Origin of the sequence: Pseudomonas sp. BIGb0278, assembly GCF_024809895.1 — a bacterium.
Taxonomy (GTDB): domain Bacteria; phylum Pseudomonadota; class Gammaproteobacteria; order Pseudomonadales; family Pseudomonadaceae; genus Aquipseudomonas; species Aquipseudomonas shirazensis.
This window is the reverse complement of record NZ_JANUEL010000011.1, coordinates 1-17,443: the sequence shown is the minus strand read 5'-3', so window position 1 is coordinate 17,443 and position 17,443 is coordinate 1. Positions and strand designations below refer to the sequence as shown.

Here is a 17,443-nt window from a genome sequence, read left to right as displayed (position 1 = left end):
CCAGTCAGATCCACAGCTTCGAAGTTACCGCCGTTGACCGCGGTTACAGTCGCAGTGACTTCACTACCGTCTTTGTAGACATCTTCAACGTTGGTATTCGGGACCTGAAGAGTGCCCTTGCCATCGGCGCCAACAGTGACGGTGTAATCAGTACCACCGACGTTGACGGTCAAGGTAGCAGTGGTACCCGCCTGTGGCGGGTTGCTCAGCTGGAAGTTGAAGGTGAGGTTCGCATCACCTTCTTTCGCAGCTTCAGCAGTGACGGCCACAGTCGTGGTGTCGATGGTGTCTTCGACGGCAACGGTAGTGGTCGCGCCAGTCAGGTCGACGGCTTCGAAGTTACCGCCATTGACTGCAGTCACGGTTGCAGTGACTTCGCTACCGTCTTTGTAGACGTCTTCAACGTTGGTGTTCGGGACCTGGAGAGTGCCCTTGCCATCAGCGCCAAGAGTTACCGTGTAATCAGTACCACCGACATTTACAGTCAGAGTCGTGGTGCTGCCAGCCTGCGGCGGGTTGCTCAACTGGAAGTTGAAGGTGAGGTTCGCATCACCTTCTTTCGCAGCTTCAGCAGTGACGGCCACAGTCGTGGTGTCGATGGTGTCTTCGACAGCGACAGTGGTGGTCGCGCCAGTCAGATCGACGGCTTCGAAATTGCCGCCATTGACCGCGGTGACAGTCGCGGTGACTTCGCTACCGTCTTTGTACACGTCTTCAACGTTGGTATTCGGGACCGACAAGGTGCCCTTGCCATCGGCGCCAACGTTGACGGTGTAGTTAGTGCCACCGACATTTACAGTCAGAGTCGTGGTGCTGCCGGCTTGCGGCGGGTTGCTCAGCTGGAAGTTGAAGGTGAGGTTTGCATCACCTTCTTTAGCTGGCACCGCGGTCACGGCAACAGTCGTGGTGTCGATAGTGTCTTCGACGGTGACGGTGGTGGTTGCACCACTCAGGTCAACAGCCTCGTAGTTGCCGCCGTTCACTTCAGTAACGGTTGCAGTGACCTGGCTTGGATCGATGTAAACGTCTGCGCCGTTGGTGTTAGGCACCAGCAAGGTGCCTTTACCCGAAGCATCGATATCAACGGTGTAATTGGTGCCACCGACATTAACGGTCAGGGTGGTGCTGCTGCCAGCCTGAGGCGGGTTGCTCAGCTGGAAGTTGAACGTCAGGTTGGCATCACCTTCCTTCGCCGGTACAGCTGTTACAGCAACAGTGGTGGTGTCGATGGTGTCTTCGACAGTGACGGTGGTGGTTGCAACACTCAGGTCAACTGCCTCGAAGTTACCGCCGTTCACTTCTGTGACGGTCGCAGTGACTTTGCTTGGGTCAATGTAGACATCAGCGCCGTTGGTGTTTGGCACCAGTAAGGTGCCTTTGCCCGAAGCGTCGATATCAACGGTGTAATTGGTGCCACCGACGTTCACGGTCAGGGTGGTGGTGCTGCCGGCTTGAGGCGGATTGCTCAGCTGGAAGTTGAACGTCAGGTTGGCGTCACCTTCCTTCGCCGGCACAGCTGTTACAGCAACGGTCGTAGTGTCGATGGTGTCTTCGACAGTGACCGTGGTGGTTGCGCCAGCCAGGTCTACAGCCACGAAGTTACCGCCGTTCACCTCGGTGACAGTTGCGGTGACTTTACTTGGATCAATGTAGACGTCAGCGCCGTTGGTATTTGGTACCAGCAAGGTACCTTTACCAGACGCATCGATATCGACGGTGTAATTGGTGCCACCGACGTTAACGGTGATCGTGGTGGGGCTGCCGGCTTGAGGTGGATTGCTCAGCTGGAAGTTGAAGGTGAGATTCGCATCACCTTCTTTCGCTGGCTCAGCCGAGACTACAACAGTGGTGGTTTGGATAATGTCTTCGACAGTTACTGTAGCCGTAGCTCCGGAGAGGTCAACGGCCTCAAAATTACCGCCCCTCACTTCAGTGACGGTCGCGGTCACTTGGCTAGGGTCGATGTATGCGTCGGCGGCGTTGGTGTTGGGCACCAGCAAGGTGCCTTTGCCGGATGCGTCTACATTAACGGTGTAGATCGTGCCACCAACGTTAACGGTCAGGCTAGTGGCACTGCCCGCTTGCGGCGGATTGCTCAGCTGGAAGTTGAAGGTGAGGTTGGCATCACCCTCCTTAGCTGGCTCGGCAGTAACAGCCACCGTCGTGGTGTCGATGGTGTCCTGGACAGCAACAGTAGTGGTCGCGCCAGTCAGGTCGACGGCTTCGAAGTTGCCACCGTTCACAGCAGTGACGGTTGCAGTGACTTCGCTGCCGTCTTTGTAAACGTCTTCAACGTTGGAGTTCGGCACCTGAAGGGTGCCCTTGCCATCGGCACCAATGCTGACGGTGTAGTTAGTGCCACCGACGTTGACGGTCAGCGTCGTGGTGCTGCCGGCCTGAGGCGGGTTGCTCAGCTGGAAGTTGAAGGTGAGATTCGCGTCACCCTCTTTCGCAGGCTCGGCAGTAACAGCCACGGTCGTGGTGTCGATGGTGTCCTGGACAGCAACAGTAGTGGTCGCGCCAGTCAGGTCGACGGCTTCGAAGTTGCCACCGTTCACAGCAGTGACGGTTGCAGTGACTTCGCTGCCGTCTTTGTAAACGTCTTCAACATTGGTGTTCGGCACCTGAAGGGTGCCCTTGCCATCGGCACCAATGCTGACGGTGTAGTTAGTGCCACCGACGTTCACGGTCAGTGTGGTGCTGCTGCCGGCCTGAGGCGGGTTGCTCAGCTGGAAGTTGAAGGTGAGATTCGCGTCACCCTCCTTCGCTGGCTCGGCAGTAACAGCCACGGTCGTGGTGTCGATCGTGTCCTGGACAGCAACCGTGGTGGTCGCGCCAGTCAGATCAACGGCTTCAAAGTTACCGCCATTGACCGCAGTGACAGTTGCAGTGACTTCGCTGCCGTCTTTGTAAACGTCTTCAACATTGGTGTTCGGCACCTGAAGGGTGCCCTTGCCATCGGCGCCAATGCTGACGGTGTAGTTAGTGCCACCGACGTTGACGGTCAGCGTCGTGGTGCTGCCGGCCTGAGGCGGGTTGCTCAGCTGGAAGTTGAAGGTGAGATTCGCGTCACCCTCCTTCGCAGGCTCGGCAGTAACAGCCACGGTCGTGGTGTCGATGGTGTCCTGGACAGCAACAGTGGTGGTCGCGCCAGTCAGGTCGACGGCTTCGAAGTTGCCACCGTTCACAGCAGTGACGGTTGCAGTGACTTCGCTGCCATCTTTGTAAACGTCTTCAACGTTGGTGTTTGGCACCAGCAAGGTACCTTTACCCGAAGCATCGATATCAACGGTGTAGTTAGTGCCACCAACGTTAACGGTGAGAGTCGTGGTGCTGCCGGCTTGCGGCGGGTTGCTCAGCTGGAAATTGAAGGTGAGGTTGGTATCGCCTTCCTTTGCTGGCACCGCGGTCACGGCAACAGTCGTGGTGTCGATAGTGTCTTCGACAGTGACAGTGGTGGTCGCGCCAGCCAGATCGACGGCCTCGAAGTTGCCACCATTTACGCCGGTCACAGTTGCGGTGACCGAAGACGGATCGATGTAGACATCGCTGCCGTTGGTATTCGGGATCACCAGCGTGCCTTTACCGCTGGCATCAACGGTAACGGTGTAGTTGGTACCGCCCACGTTCACGGTCAAGGTGGTCGGGCTACCGGCCTGGGGCGGGTTGCTCAACTGGAAGTTGAAGGTGAGGTTAGGGTCGCCTTCCTTCGCAGGCTGGGCGGTCACCGATACCGTTGTGGTGTCAATGGTGTCGACGATCTGGGTGACCGCCGGGGTTGGGTTCGGCACAACGACCAAACCACCACCGGTGGTGCCGGTGATGGTGACGGAAATCTCGCTGCCGTCGATGTAAGGGGTATCGTTAGGCGCGATCGGGACATTGACAGTGCCGGTGGTCTGGCCTGCACCGATGATGATGACCTGGCCATTGGAGAGAGTAACGGTCAGGTCGGTCAGCGGCGGTTGGCCAACGGTCGCGGTGTAAACGATGACGCCACCCGCCTCGGTGATCGAAGGCGTAGCCGTCAGTGTCACCCCGGTGGTAACCGGCGTGGTCACCGGCGGAGTTACGCCAGGATCAGTCGTGGTGCCATCGTTGACATTGGTATCGACAGCGCCTGGCTCCAGGTCGGCGGCAAGCGTCTGGAAGCCGATCGGGCCAGTCGGGAAACCAATAGTCGGGTCGACCGCGCCTGCAGTCTCCTCAAGCATCACAAAGGAGTGACCGCCGCCAGCCGCGCCGCCATTACCGGCTGCAGTCGGGCCCGCCGCCGTTGCCTCAAGCTCGGTGGTCGGGTCGGCGCCAGCGGCGATGGCTTGCTGCAGTTCTTCGACCGAGGGCGCTGCCTGTGCGGTGGCCTGGCTCAGATCGGCACTGCTGTCCGGAGCGTCCGCACTCCATTGCGAGTCGCGGCCCAGGTCGAGCATGCGGCCATCGGCCAGCTCCAGAGTTACCGCGCCACCTGGGCCGGTCAGGACTTGCTCGCCCGCCATCAGACGGTCGCCTTCAATCAGAACGCGACGAAAGCCCTCTGGGGATACCGCGATGACCTGGCCAACAATGCTTTTGACGATGGCAACAACACTGCTCATTGGACTCTCCGGATCTAGCCATTTTGTTGGCTTCATGCCTAGCAGACGAAAATTGCTGCTAATGCTGAGTAACTATGAATATAACTTTTTGACGTCAAATATATGTCTATTACTTTTAGCTATTAAGCATATGCCAAAGTATTGACCGAAACTGCGTCATCCTAAACAATCACGCGGGTAATGTCACATTGATATTTTCACCGCCCGTCAGCTGCTTCAAGCCCCCCTCTCAAAAAGCCCTTAGCCCCCGAATTACGAAGCCTTGGAGCCTGACAGGTAACAGGGAAAGACACCCCTGCAGATGATTTGGAACAAGCTTTGCAAACAATCAAAAAATAAAAAAAGAGCCATAGTTTTGACTGCTATAAGGTGCTGCCGATTACAAGCACTGGTCATGCCAGCTTCACACCTGAATCGGCTGAAAAAAATGCATTACCCAACAGCCAAAAATGAAAGATTTCCAGCCTTCAGCCGATAGCACGTAAAGGGTGCTGAACCGCTAACCCACTGGCAAACAGACTGTTTTCAAGCGAAACATGGGTCAGCGCTGTAGTCACCAGCCCGCCGTATTGAAGCCACGGGGTGGTCGCGCCCATGGCCATCAGTGCAAAATGACATCAAACCGCATGTGCACCGCCCGGCCGAGAGCCAAGGTGGGCATCGTCCCAAACACCGCAAGGTCTGAAGAGAGCGCCGCGTGGAATCCGAAGTCAGTCGAGTCCAACTCAGTCACGATCCACGCAGCCAGCATGACGATCCTCTACTGGATAGCCTGCTGACCCTGTGTGTCCTGCACCAGAAGCCAGCCAGCCGGGCGATGTTGACCACCGGGCTGCCCTTGCCGTCCCAGCGCCTGAACGCCGAGCTGCTGCCGCGCGCCGCCGCTAGGGCCGGCCTGCAAGGGCGCCTGTTGCAACGCAAGCTGGAGCAGATCCCGGCCATTGCCATGCCAGCCATGTTGCTGCTCAACGAAGGGCGCAGCGCAGTTCTGCTGGGCTGGGAAAACGACGACACTGCGCGTCTGCTGCTCAGCGAGAGCGACGGTGGCGAAGTCCTGGTCAGCCGCGAGGCGCTACTGGGTGACTACAGTGGCAAGGTCTTCTTTGCCCAGCCACAGCACAAATTCGACGTTACTCACGGCAACCTGATCCCGCGTACCCGCTCGTGGTTCCGCGACACGCTGCTACGCAGCAAGTGGCTGTACATCGATGCAATCGCCGCCAGCCTGGTGATCAACATCATCGCTCTGGCTGCACCGTTGTTCGTGATGAACGTCTACGACCGGGTCGTACCCAACCAGGCCACCTCGACCTTGTGGGTGCTGGCCATCGGCATTGCGGGTGCCTACGTGTTCGACCTGGTGCTCAAGTTGCTGCGCAGCCTGTGCCTGGACCTGGCCGGCAAGAAAACCGACTTGATCGTGTCGGCCACGCTGTTCGAGCGCATCGTTGGCATGTCGATGAAGCATCGCCCGGCACGGGTGGGCAGCTTCGCCCAGAACATCCACGAGTTTCAGAGCCTGCGTGACTTCCTCGCCTCGCTGACCCTGACCAGCCTGATCGACCTGCCGTTCACCATTCTGATCCTGATCGTCATCGCCATGCTCGGCGGCCACCTGGTGTGGATCCCGATCATTGCCTTCCCGCTGGCATTGGGCATTGGCTATGCGCTGCAGAAGCCTTTGATGTCGACCATGGAGCGGACCATGGCGCTAGCCTCCGAGCGCCAGTCGAGCCTGATCGAAACCCTCGCCGGCCTCGATGCGGTCAAGGTCAACAATGCCGAGAGCGAGCGCCAGTACATGTGGGAGCAGACCCTGGGCACCCTCAGCCGCCTCGAGCTGCGGGTCAAGGTGCTGTCGGGCCTGGCAATGAATATCACCATGCTGATCCAGCAACTGGCAGGCGTGGCGCTGATCTGCGTGGGCGTCTACCAGATCATCGATGGCAACCTGAGCATGGGCGGCCTGGTGGCCTGCTACATGCTCAGCGGCCGTGCACTGGGCCCGCTGGGCCAGCTCAACGGCTTGCTGGCACGTTATCAGCAGGCCAGGGTAACCATGGTCGCTACCGACCAGATGATGGACCTGCCGCAGGAGCGCAATTTCGAAGAGCGCCCGCTGAGCCGCCAGGTACTGCAGGGCTCGATCGAGTTCCGCGGGGTCGACTTCACCTACCCGAACCAGCAGAACCAGGCGCTCAAGGGCATCAACCTGAACATCCGCCCGGGCGAGAAAATCGGCATCATCGGCCGCAGCGGCTCGGGCAAGAGCTCGCTGGCCAAGCTGATCGTCGGCCTCTACGAAGCAGACAACGGTTCGCTGCTGGTCGATGGCGTGGACATCCGCCAGATCGACGTCAGCGAGCTGCGCCACAACATCGGTTACGTGCCGCAGGATATCCAGCTGCTGGCCGGCACCTTGCGCGACAACCTGGTCAGCGGTGCGCGCTATGTCGAGGACGAACTGATCCTGCAGGCGGCTGAGCTGTCCGGAGTACACGAATTCGCCAGGCTGCACCCGGACGGTTACGAGCTGCAGGTTGGCGAGCGCGGGCAAAACCTGTCCGGCGGCCAGCGGCAGAACGTTACCCTAGGCCGGGCATTGCTGCTCAACCCGCAGATCCTGCTGCTCGACGAGCCTACCAGCGCCATGGACAACACTGGCGAAGAGCGCCTCAAGCAGCGCTTGCAGGCGGTTATCGAACACAAGACCGTGGTTCTGGTCACCCACCGCGCCTCGCTGCTGTCGCTGGTCGACCGGCTGATCGTGATCGACCGTGGACAAGTAGTTGCCGACGGCCCGAAAGCCTCGGTCATGGATGCGCTGAAAAAGGGGCAGATCAGTGTCGCGTAAGTTGGATATAAACGGCTTCAAAGATAGCTTGCGCCGCTACTTCAAAGGTTCGGAGTCGTTGGCCGGCGCGCCTTTGCCAGAAGTGCGCAAGTCGCTGGTCGAGGATGCACCGCGGGTGGTGCGCATGACCATCTGGGGGGTGATCGCGTTTTTCCTGTTCCTGATCCTCTGGGCCAGCTTTGCCCACATCGATGAAGTGACCCGCGGTGAAGGCAAGGCCATCCCGTCGTCCAAGCTGCAGAAGATCCAGAACTTGGAAGGCGGCATCGTTTCCGAGATCTTCGCCAAGGAAGGGCAGATCGTCGAGATCGGCCAACCTTTGCTGCGTCTGGACGAGACCCGCTTCGCCTCCAACGTCGGCGAGACCGAAGCCGACCGCCTGGCCATGGCCATGCGGGTCGAGCGCTTGAACGCCGAGATCGAAGACCGTGCGCTGCAGATCGACGATGTTCTGCGCAAAGCCGCACCGCAACAGGCGAGCAACGAAGAGTCGCTGTTCCAGAGCCGCCGCCAGCAATTGCGCGATGAAATCGGCGGCCTCGAGCAGCAATTGGTCCAGCGCCAGCAAGAGCTGCGCGAGTTCACCTCCAAGCGTGCCCAGTACGCCAACAGCCTGCAGCTGCTGCGTCAGGAGATCGGCATGTCCGAGCCTTTGGTGGCCCAGGGTGCAGTGTCTCAGGTCGAGGTGCTGCGTCTGCGCCGCTCGGAAGTCGAGGTTCGCGGCCAGTTGGACGCCACCACGCTGGCGATACCGCGCGCTGAAGCGGCGATCAAGGAAGTGCAGAGCAAGATCGAAGAGACCCGGGGCAAGTTCCGCAGTGACGCGCTGACTCAGCTGAACGAGGCGCGCACCGAGCTGAGCAAGGCTACCGCCACCAGCAAGGCCCTGGATGACCGTGTCAACCGTACTCTGGTGACCTCGCCAGTGCGTGGCATCGTCAAGCAGCTGCTGGTCAATACCATCGGCGGCGTGATCCAGCCTGGCAGCGATATTGTCGAGATCGTACCGCTGGACGATACCCTGGTGGTCGAGGCGAAGATCCTGCCCAAGGACATCGCCTTCCTCCACCCGGGCCAGGAAGCCACGGTCAAGTTCACCGCCTACGACTACACCGTATACGGCGGGCTCAAGGCCAAGCTGGAGCAGATCGGCGCCGACACCATCACCGATGAAGACAAGAAGACCACCTACTACCTGATCCGCCTGCGCACCGACCGCAGTCATCTGGGTACCGACGAGAAGCCGCTGTTGATCATCCCGGGGATGGTTGCCACGGTCGACATCATGACCGGCAAGAAAACCATCATGAGCTACCTGCTCAAACCGATTGTCAAAGCTCGTGCAGAGGCGTTGCGCGAGCGCTGATCGGTAGCCGCAACAACGCAGGCCCACGCGAGCAGTTAGCTCAAGTGGGCCTTGTTGCCTATGCTGGCTAGTCAGGGCAGGGATTCAGGACAACCGGAGGCAGATCATGTTCTACGTGCAACGCGACGAAAAGGGCCAGCTGTTGCGGGTGGAAGCCGCCGAGTTCGAGCAGTACCACGAAATGGTCCCTGCCGACAGCGCAGAAATTCAGGAATGGTTTGCTGGCGATCAGGTTGAAAACAGCCTGAAGCAGCTCAAACAGAGCGACCTGGACATGATCCGTGTGCTCGAAGACCTGATCGAAGTACTGACCACCAAGGGCGTACTCAGCATCACCGACCTGCCGGCAGGCGCGCAGTCCAAGCTGCTCAACCGCTCCACAGCGCGCAAGTCGCTGGGCAGCCTGAACAGCCTGATCGACGATGACGACACCAGCGGCTTGATCTGAAGGGCAAGCAGAGGCCCCGGTCGTCAACGCCAGGGCGCGGGCTCACCCACCAGTTGCCCCTGAATACCCTGCACGCCCATCTCGCGCAGTACCTGCAACTCACCCTCGGTCTCGACCCGCTCGGCAATCAGCGGCAGGTCGATGCTGTGCGCCGCACGCTGAATGGCCTCGATGAACAGGCGTTTGTGCTGCTCGCGGTCGATGCTGCGGATATAGCTGCCGTCGATCTTCAGATAGGCCAGGCCGAGATGGGCAAGGTTGCCGATCATGCTGAAACGACCACCGAAGCGTTGCAGCGCCAGGCCGAAGCCCAGTGCATGCAGGCGGCGGGTCAACTGCTCCAGGGCGGCCTGATCGGGCAATTGCTCTTCAGCCAGTTCAAAGGTCAGCCGCGACCCCAGGGCACGATGCTGGGCCAGCAGATCAAACACCCGCTGCAGCGTTTGCGGGTCGGCCAGGGTTGCAGCCGACAGGCTCAGCGACAGCGACTCCTGATGACCTTGCACATGCTTGAGGACTTTCTCCAGCACCAGCAGGTCAAGCCGTGGCACCCAACCGAAGCGCTCCAGCCACGGCAGGAAGCGACCCGCCGCCAGCGCCTCGCCCTGCTCGTCATGCAGCCGCGAGATCACTTTGTAATGGAGGATCTGTGCAGGCGCCTCGCTGGCGACCACGGGCTGGAAGTACAGCTCGAACTGGCCGCCGCTCAGGGCCTGATCCAACCGCGCATGCCAGGCATGATGGCTGTCTGCAGCCTGAGCAGCGACGCCCTGCTCCAGGCACACCCAACCGGGTGCCGGCTGACTTTCGGCACGGGCCAATGCTTCGTCGGCAAGTTTCAGCAGCGCCTGCGGCGCATCACCGGGGCTGTAGGGCGCCAGGCCAATGCAGGCAACTGGGTCGACGTCACTGGCCCCTGTTTCGTGCAGGCTGTGCAGGGTAGCTTCCAGCGCCTGGGCCAGCTGGATCGCTTCTTCGTGGACCATGCCCGGCGCCAGCACGGCAAACTCACCGCCGCGGCTACGGGTGATCAGGTCATTGGTCTGCGGGAAGCTGGCACAGGTGCGGCGTAGCTGCTCACCTACTGCCTGCAGCAACTGGTCGGTGCGCTGGCCGCCCATGCGTGCGTTGAGGCCAGCCAGGTCCATCACCCGCAGCAACAGCAGGTAACCGGCGCGGGCTTCTTCCATGTTGCTGACGCGGGCTGCCAATTGCATTTCGAAGTAGCGCCGGTTGGCCAGCCCGGTCAGGCTGTCCTGGTAAGACTCGGCCCGCAGCTTGTCGCTGCGCTCAGCCTGTTCGGTGAACAGCGCCTTGAGCTTCTCGACCATCTGGTTCATCGCTTGCACCACGCGGCGCAGCTCGGGGGTGCGCGGCAGCTCGGGCAGGCTGAGGAATTCGCGCCGGGCGATCGCATGCGACTGCTCGACCATGTAATCCAGCGGGCGCAGCTGCCGGCGCAGCAGCAATGCGCCAAGCACTGCACTCACCGCGCCACACAGCAACAGCCAGCCCAGGCTGCCCAGCGCGCTCTGCCACAGCTTGGCCAGGGCAAACATCGGGTGGCTGATCACTTCGACTCGCGCCGCCTGCTGCCAGCCACGACTGACGATCGCGTCACCTCCCGCAGGCTCCAGGCCGATCATGCCGATGAACCAGGCCGGGACACCGCCGCGGTCAGGCTCGGCGTGGCGCTCGACCAACACCGCATTGGACTGCAGGTCGACCACCTTGATGCTGGAGTAATAGCCACTGTCGAAAATCGAGCTGACCATCAGCTCGACCATCGCCGGGTCGTCGATATTCGGCGTCAGCGACAAGGCCAGGGCGGTCGCCGCATCCTGAGCATGGGAACGCAGCTGGTTCACATACTGGCTACGTGAGCTTTCCAGGCTGACCATGAAGCTGCCGCTGAAGGCAACGACGAGGAACAAGCAAATGGCTAGCAGCAATTGTTTGAACAGTGACATCGGTGCTCCTTCAGTAGACCGGCTCCGCCGGGAAGCCTTCGGCCTGCATTTTTTTCAGCAAATCCTGCCAGCGCGACAGGCGCTTGGTATCACCGACCTTCTTGTTGCCCGCCGCGCCTGTCAGCCACAGCCCTTCACCGTTGAAGGAATACACCGGCAACAGGTCGGTACGCTGGCTGGCCGGCTTGATCGCATCCATCAGGCTGTCCAGTACCAGCGGCTGCGCCTGTGGGTTGGCATAGTAGGTCAGGACCATGTGCGCGCGGTTCTGGCGTAATGCCTTGACGTAGGTAATGCGCAGCTTGTCACTGGCAATGCCCATACGCCGCAGGCTGAAGTACTTGGCGATGGCGTAGTCTTCGCAATCGCCAGCGCCTTTGAGCAGAGACTGGATCGGGGTAGCCCAGTAATCGACCTCATGCCACAGGTCGATATCCTCGGTGTAGCGCAACTGCTGGTTGAAGAAGCGGTTGACCACTTGCAGACGCTCCAGCTCACTGCCCTGCTGTTGCGTCGCCAGCAGGTTCTGCCAGGCATCGATGCGTTCCTTGCCTGCACCTAGCGGCCCATATAGCTTTTGCGCCCGCTGGCTGATCTGAGCAAAGTCCCAATCCGCATGCAAGCCGCCCAGCAGCATGCATGCCAGCAAGGCAGCAAGGCCGAGCCGACGCATGACAACACTGAGCATGCTGGGTATCGCCACTGCGAAGACCTGTGCAGACCAATCGGGAGCCGCGATGGTGCGGCCTGTGGCGGGAAAAGACAATGGCACCTTGCAATCACTGCGTGCTGAATCAATAACAGCCCGAACGTCGCACCGGCTTCCCCTCGGCATGGACTTCCTTCACCATAGCCGCCTCCCGCAAAACGGGCGGCAAAACTGTTTTGTCACCCTGGTTTGACACCCCTCCAGCAAGCCCCTAACTTGATTGGATCCAATACCGCCAGTTGTAGAGGCAGACTCCCTGTGGCCGAAAAAATCAAACTGTTGTCTGCCGTGCTTGGCACTGAGCAAGTCCCGGCACATCTGGCTCGTAGTGTCATCGAAGAACGCTTGCGTAGCGCGATCATCGACGGGCGCCTGCCTCCTGGCACTGCCGTGCGCCAGCAAGAGCTGGCGACACTGTTCGGCGTCAGCCGGATGCCCGTGCGCGAGGCGCTGCGCCAACTCGAAGCGCAGGGTTTGCTGAAAGTGGTCATGCACAAGGGTGCGGTGGTTGCGCCGCTGATCGGTGAGGATGCCGTCGACAGCTACGCCCTGCGCGTACTGCTTGAGTCGGAGGCGCTGCGCCAGTCGGTTCCGCTGCTGGAGGCTACCGATATCGCCCTCGCCCGCAGCTACATCGAGCAACTGGAAAACCAGACCGGGCACGCCGAGATCGGCCGCCTCAATCGTTTGTTGCACATGAGCCTGTACTGTAAGGCACACAATCAGAAACTACTGCGCTTGATCGACAGCGAGCTCAATGAAGAAGAACGCTTCCTGCGCTTTCACCTGTCTGCGATGGGCTTGGGCAAACTCACTCAGGACGATCACAACGCGTTGGTCGATGCAGCCAGTGAAAAGCGGGTGGATGACGCGGTCGAGATCCTCGCCGAGCATTTGAATAAAGGCGCCCGTACCATTCGCCGCTATCTGGATGCTCAGCAGAGCAGCTGACATTGCGGTTGCAAAATCAGCGCTGACCGCAAACAATGAGACTAATTATCATTCATGCAGCAGTGCTGGCGGCGTATCTTCATGTCTTCTCACGACTCCGTGCACACGCTCTACAGCGAACATCACGGCTGGTTGCACAATTGGCTCCGGAGCAAGCTGGGTAACGCTGCCGATGCCGCTGACCTGGCGCAAGATACCTTCGTGCGCCTGCTCCAGCGCCGCGACCAGTTGCAGCTGAATACCCCACGAGCCTTTCTGCGCACAGTCGCCCGCGGCCTGGTCATCGACCATTGGCGCCGCGAAGAACTGGCTCGCGCCTACTGCGAGGCGCTGTCGCATTTGCCCGAAGCGCAGGCACCCTCGGCAGAAACTCGCGAGCTGCTGCTGGAGTTGCTCGAGCGTATTGCGCGCATGCTCGACGGCCTCAAACCGAAGGTACGCCGTGCGTTTCTGCTGGCCCAATGCGAAGGCCTGAGCCACAAGGCGATTGCCGAGCAGATGGGCATCTCGCTGCGCTCGGTCGAGCGTTACATCGCCGATGCGCTCTACCACTGCTATCAACTGCGCTACGAAGAAGAGCTATAGATCGATGAGCGCTGCGCAGCCTTCGGCAACCGTCGTCAAACAAGCGATCCAGTGGATGCTGCGGCTGCGCGAAAGCGGGCCAGATCAGCGTTTGCAGCGCAAGTGTGAACAATGGCGCGAGGCCCACCCGGAACATGAGCGCGCCTGGCAGCGAGTGCTCAGCCTGCACCAGGATCTCGACCTGCGCGCCATCCCCGGCGCAGGCCTGGCGCTGCATACACTGGAAACCAGCGAGCGCCGCCTGCATCGGCGCCAGACCCTGAAGCTACTGGGGGGGGCTGCGCTGATTGGCTCCGCGAGCTGGTTGAGCAAGGACCTGCAATTGCTGACTGACTGGCGTTCCGACTACAGCACTGGCACTGGCGAGCGGCGCAGCGTCACCCTGCCGGACGGCTCGCTGCTGCAACTCAACACACGCAGCGCTGCCGACCTTGCCTTTGATGCCCGCCAGCGCTTGATTCGCCTCAACCACGGCGAGCTGATGCTGACCTGCAGCGACGCTCAAGCCGACGGCCGACCGCTGCTGGTGCAAACGCGCGACGCTTTGCTTGAAGGCGTGAATGGTCGTTTTACGGTGCGTCAGCGTGACGACTGTACACAGGTGAATGTCAGCGCCGGCCAAGTAGCGCTGCATGGCCCTGGCCCATCTGCTCTGCACTGGCTGGGCAGCGACCAGCACTGGTCGATAGACGCGCATGGGCCCCGCGTGGTCGAGCAGCCCGACATGGACGCGGCCGCCTGGGCTGACGGCCTCATCGTGACTGGCAACATGCGCCTGGCGGACTTCGTCGCCGAGGTGGCCCGCTATCGACCCGGGTTCCTCAGTTGTAGCGACGACGTGGCCGATCTGCGCTTGTCCGGCGTGTACCGCCTGGCAGACACCGATGCGTTGCTTGAGCTACTGCCGCAGACGCTGCCGGTGCGCCTGCATCAACGCACCCGCTGGTGGGTGCGGCTGGAGCGGGCAGCCTGACGCCAGTTTTTTTGGCGGGAAGCGCTGACACGTCCGGCTTGGACAGTAAGCACCATCAACTGCCCTTAATCAGCCTACGGATCCCTCATGCCCGGCCAGCGTTCACCACACCGCATCAACGAGAATGATTTTCGACCTGTCTTGAATTCAGCCCTTCTAGGCAGAGCCATACGCGCCGCCTTGTTCGGCACTGCATTGGGCATGGCCGCTGTCGCGCCCCTGAGCCAGGCAGCAGAAACCGCCAGTGCCTCCCAGCAGTACAGCATCGCCGCCGGCAACCTCGATGATGTGCTCAATCAGTTCGCTCGCCAGGCTGGTATAACACTGTCGAGCACCCCGCAATTGACTGCCGAGCTGCAGTCACCTGGCCTGCAAGGCGCGTACTCGACCAACCAGGCACTGCGCCAGTTGCTCAACGGCACGGGCCTGCAAGCTGACAGCAGCGATGGCAGCCGCTACGTACTGCGCGAGCAAGCCACAGACGCTGCGCTGGCCTTGCCTGACACCGATGTACGCGGTTTCACCCTCGGCAACGCGCTAGGCAGCATGGAGGGCTACAACGCCACCCACAGCCAGATCGCCACCAAGACCAGTACGCCTATTCTGGAGACCACCCAGTCGGTGTCAGTGGTTACCCGCCAGCAAATGGACGACCAGGGCTCGCAGACGGTTGCCCAGGCCATGCGCTACACGCCCGGGGTGCTGACCAACCCCTATGGCGCCACCCACCGCTATGACTATGTGGCCATGCGCGGCTTCAACGATGGCTCGGTGGATAACATCTATGTCGACGGCTTGAAGTCGATGGGTGATAACGGCACCTACAGCACCATGCAGGTCGATCCGTATTTCCTCGAGCGTATCGATATCCTCAAAGGACCATCCTCGGTGCTCTACGGCCGCAGCTCGCCAGGCGGGCTGGTTGCGCTGACCACCAAGAAACCGACCTTCGAGGCCTTCCACCAGGTTCAGGCAACCGTCGGCACCCAAGGCCAGCGCGGCATGGGCTTTGACTTGAGCGGGCCGCTGGATGACGACAAGCGCATTGCCTATCGCCTGACCGGCCTTGCTGATTCGGCTGATACCCAGTTCGACCACAACAAGGAAGAACGCTATGCCATCGCCCCAGCGATCAGCATCGACTTCAGCGAGGATACTTCGCTGACCTTGCAGGCCTACCTGCAGAAAGATCCCAACGGCGGCTACCACGGCGGCCTGCCCGCTTCTGGCGTGCTGCACAAGCGCAATGGTCAGCGGCTGTCAGATCACTTCTTCGAGGGTGAGCCGGGCATCGACAACTATGAACGCACCCAGCAGTCGTTCAGTTATCAGCTGGAGCACCGCTTCAACGATGTGTTCACCGCTCGACAGAACTTCCGCTACCAGGATTCCGACGTGTCGATGGATCAAGTCTACTTCGCCGGTTGGGGCGCGACCGACAGCAACATCATGAACCGGGCCTACACCGGCGGCGACGAGCGCCTGCATTCGTTCATCATCGACAACATGCTGCAGGCGGAATTCTTCACCGGGGCGGCCAAGCACACGGTGCTGCTGGGTACCGACTATCAGCGGCGTAAAGCCGACGTAGCCTGGCGCTATGGCAGCGTCGACAGCCTGAATGCGGCCAACCCGCAGTACGGCAACGGCAACTTGCAGATACTGGGTGAAAACAACTACACGCGGCGCCTGCAGCAGACCGGTGTGTACTTGCAGGACCTGGTCGAGCTCGACCAGTGGCGCTTTTCACTGGGGCTGCGCCAGGACTGGGTCAAGGTCTCCGAAGAAAACCGTGACAGCGACACCCGGGTCAGTGACGACCGTTCAAGCTTCACTACGCGCGCAGGCATGCTCTACCTGTTTGAAAACGGTATCGCTCCGTATGTGAGCTATTCCGAGTCGTTCAACCCCAATACCGTTTCTGATCAGAACGGCCGGCCTCTGGCGCCGACCGAGGGCACCCAGTGGGAAGCCGGGGTCAAGTATCAGCCGCCGGGTAGCGACAACCTGTTCACGGCCTCGGTGTTCCGTATCGAACAGGAAAACCTTGCGTCCAAACAGCCCAACGAGGAGTTCTACCGGGCAGTAGGCCAGGTGCGCTCACAAGGCCTGGAACTGGAAGCGCATGTGCAGGTGACCGATAACCTGAAGCTGCTGGGTGGCTACACCTTCACCGACATCGAGTACGCCAAGTCGATGCCTAGCCTGGCTGCGGCAACTGTAGACAACAAGGGCAACTCGCCGACGCAGGCGCCCAAGCAGATGTTCTCGCTGTGGGCCGACTACGACTTCCGCCAGGGCGCTCTGGATGGCCTTAGACTGGGCGGCGGCATGCGCTATGTGGGGTACAGCTGGGTAGATGCTGAAAACAGCATGAAGGTGCCCTCCTACACCTTGTTCGACGCTTCCATCGGTTACGACCTGGGCAAGGTCGGCCTCAAGGGTGTAGATCTGCGCCTTAACGCCAACAACCTGACCAATGAGAGCTACATCGCTTCGTGTGCCAGCCTGAGCTACTGCTACATGGGTGAGGAACGCAATGTCAGCGCTACCGTCAGCTATCAGTTCTGACCGCACTGGCTGAAAGCCAAAAGGCCCGCTCCTGGATTCAGGAGCGGGCCTTTTTATTGGGCTGTTGTCTTGGCCGGGGCCTGACAGCAAAGCAGTCCGCCGAGAAAGACAAAGCCCCTGTCAGCAACGCTGACAGGGGCTTTGGATTTGAATCTTGACGATGACCTACTCTCACATGGGGAGACCCCACACTACCATCGGCGATGCATCGTTTCACTGCTGAGTTCGGGATGGGATCAGGTGGTTCCAATGCTCTATTGTCGTCAAGAAATTCTGTGTGCCGAACCGTCGGTAGACGTGTCAGCGAAACTTGAGTCTCTCTACTTAAAGACAAAACCCCTACCTGCTTGCGCAGATAGGGGTTTTGCGAAATGAATCTTGACGATGACCTACTCTCACATGGGGAGACCCCACACTACCA

General features: G+C 60.3%; 10 protein-coding genes and 1 rRNA gene. 7 read left to right on the top strand and 4 right to left on the bottom strand.

The features are described 5' to 3' along the window. Positions 1-4,595 (bottom strand): retention module-containing protein (locus tag M2396_RS24025; protein WP_259078987.1); only part of this gene is annotated, 4,595 nt, incomplete at its 3' end. A gap of 697 nt (positions 4,596-5,292) precedes the next feature. Between M2396_RS24025 and M2396_RS24020 the strand changes: the two genes are divergently transcribed. The 3 genes from M2396_RS24020 to M2396_RS24010 all read left to right on the top strand — a co-directional run bounded on the left by M2396_RS24020 (position 5,293) and on the right by M2396_RS24010 (position 9,263). Continuing rightward, positions 5,293-7,449 carry a type I secretion system permease/ATPase gene (locus M2396_RS24020; protein WP_101322660.1) on the top strand — a complete coding sequence of 719 codons (2,157 nt, stop codon included), beginning with the start codon at positions 5,293-5,295 and terminating at the stop codon, positions 7,447-7,449. After that, a complete protein-coding gene (locus M2396_RS24015) occupies positions 7,439-8,815 on the top strand; it encodes an HlyD family type I secretion periplasmic adaptor subunit (RefSeq protein ID WP_101322661.1) in 1,377 nt (458 codons plus the stop codon). Before M2396_RS24020 ends, M2396_RS24015 begins: the two co-directional genes overlap by 11 nt. A 106-nt stretch (positions 8,816-8,921) precedes the next feature. Further along, positions 8,922-9,263, top strand: coding sequence for a tryptophan synthase subunit beta (locus tag M2396_RS24010; protein ID WP_150571566.1), 342 nt, complete (start codon positions 8,922-8,924; stop codon positions 9,261-9,263). Positions 9,264-9,286: 23 nt separating this feature from the next. Here the strand turns inward: M2396_RS24010 and lapD are convergent, their stop codons facing one another. Together lapD and lapG are read right to left on the bottom strand one after the other, a co-directional pair. Further along, positions 9,287-11,233, bottom strand: coding sequence for a cyclic di-GMP receptor LapD (gene lapD / locus M2396_RS24005; RefSeq protein ID WP_259078986.1), 1,947 nt, complete (start codon positions 11,231-11,233; stop codon positions 9,287-9,289). Positions 11,234-11,243: 10 nt separating this feature from the next. After that, positions 11,244-12,005, bottom strand: a complete 762-nt coding sequence (lapG, locus tag M2396_RS24000) for a cysteine protease LapG (RefSeq protein WP_224785603.1) — start codon at positions 12,003-12,005, stop codon at positions 11,244-11,246. 195 nt (positions 12,006-12,200) lie between these two features. Here lapG and M2396_RS23995 point away from each other — a divergent pair, with 195 nt between their 5' ends. From M2396_RS23995 to M2396_RS23980, 4 genes are all read left to right on the top strand, one after another. Next, positions 12,201-12,893, top strand: coding sequence for a GntR family transcriptional regulator (locus tag M2396_RS23995; RefSeq protein ID WP_259078985.1), 693 nt, complete (start codon positions 12,201-12,203; stop codon positions 12,891-12,893). 81 nt (positions 12,894-12,974) lie between these two features. Next, positions 12,975-13,478: a sigma-70 family RNA polymerase sigma factor gene (locus tag M2396_RS23990; RefSeq protein ID WP_259078984.1), complete on the top strand. Its 504-nt coding sequence runs from the start codon at positions 12,975-12,977 to the stop codon at positions 13,476-13,478. Positions 13,479-13,482: 4 nt separating this feature from the next. Next, positions 13,483-14,451 carry a FecR domain-containing protein gene (locus M2396_RS23985; RefSeq protein ID WP_259078982.1) on the top strand — a complete coding sequence of 323 codons (969 nt, stop codon included), beginning with the start codon at positions 13,483-13,485 and terminating at the stop codon, positions 14,449-14,451. Positions 14,452-14,652: 201 nt separating this feature from the next. Further along, entirely contained in the window at positions 14,653-17,022 is a 2,370-nt protein-coding gene (locus tag M2396_RS23980; protein ID WP_259078981.1) for a TonB-dependent siderophore receptor, read from the top strand. A gap of 152 nt (positions 17,023-17,174) precedes the next feature. Here M2396_RS23980 and rrf read toward each other — a convergent pair. After that, positions 17,175-17,290: ribosomal RNA gene (gene rrf / locus M2396_RS23975) — 5S ribosomal RNA — on the bottom strand. Between the last annotated feature and the right edge of the window lie 153 nt (positions 17,291-17,443).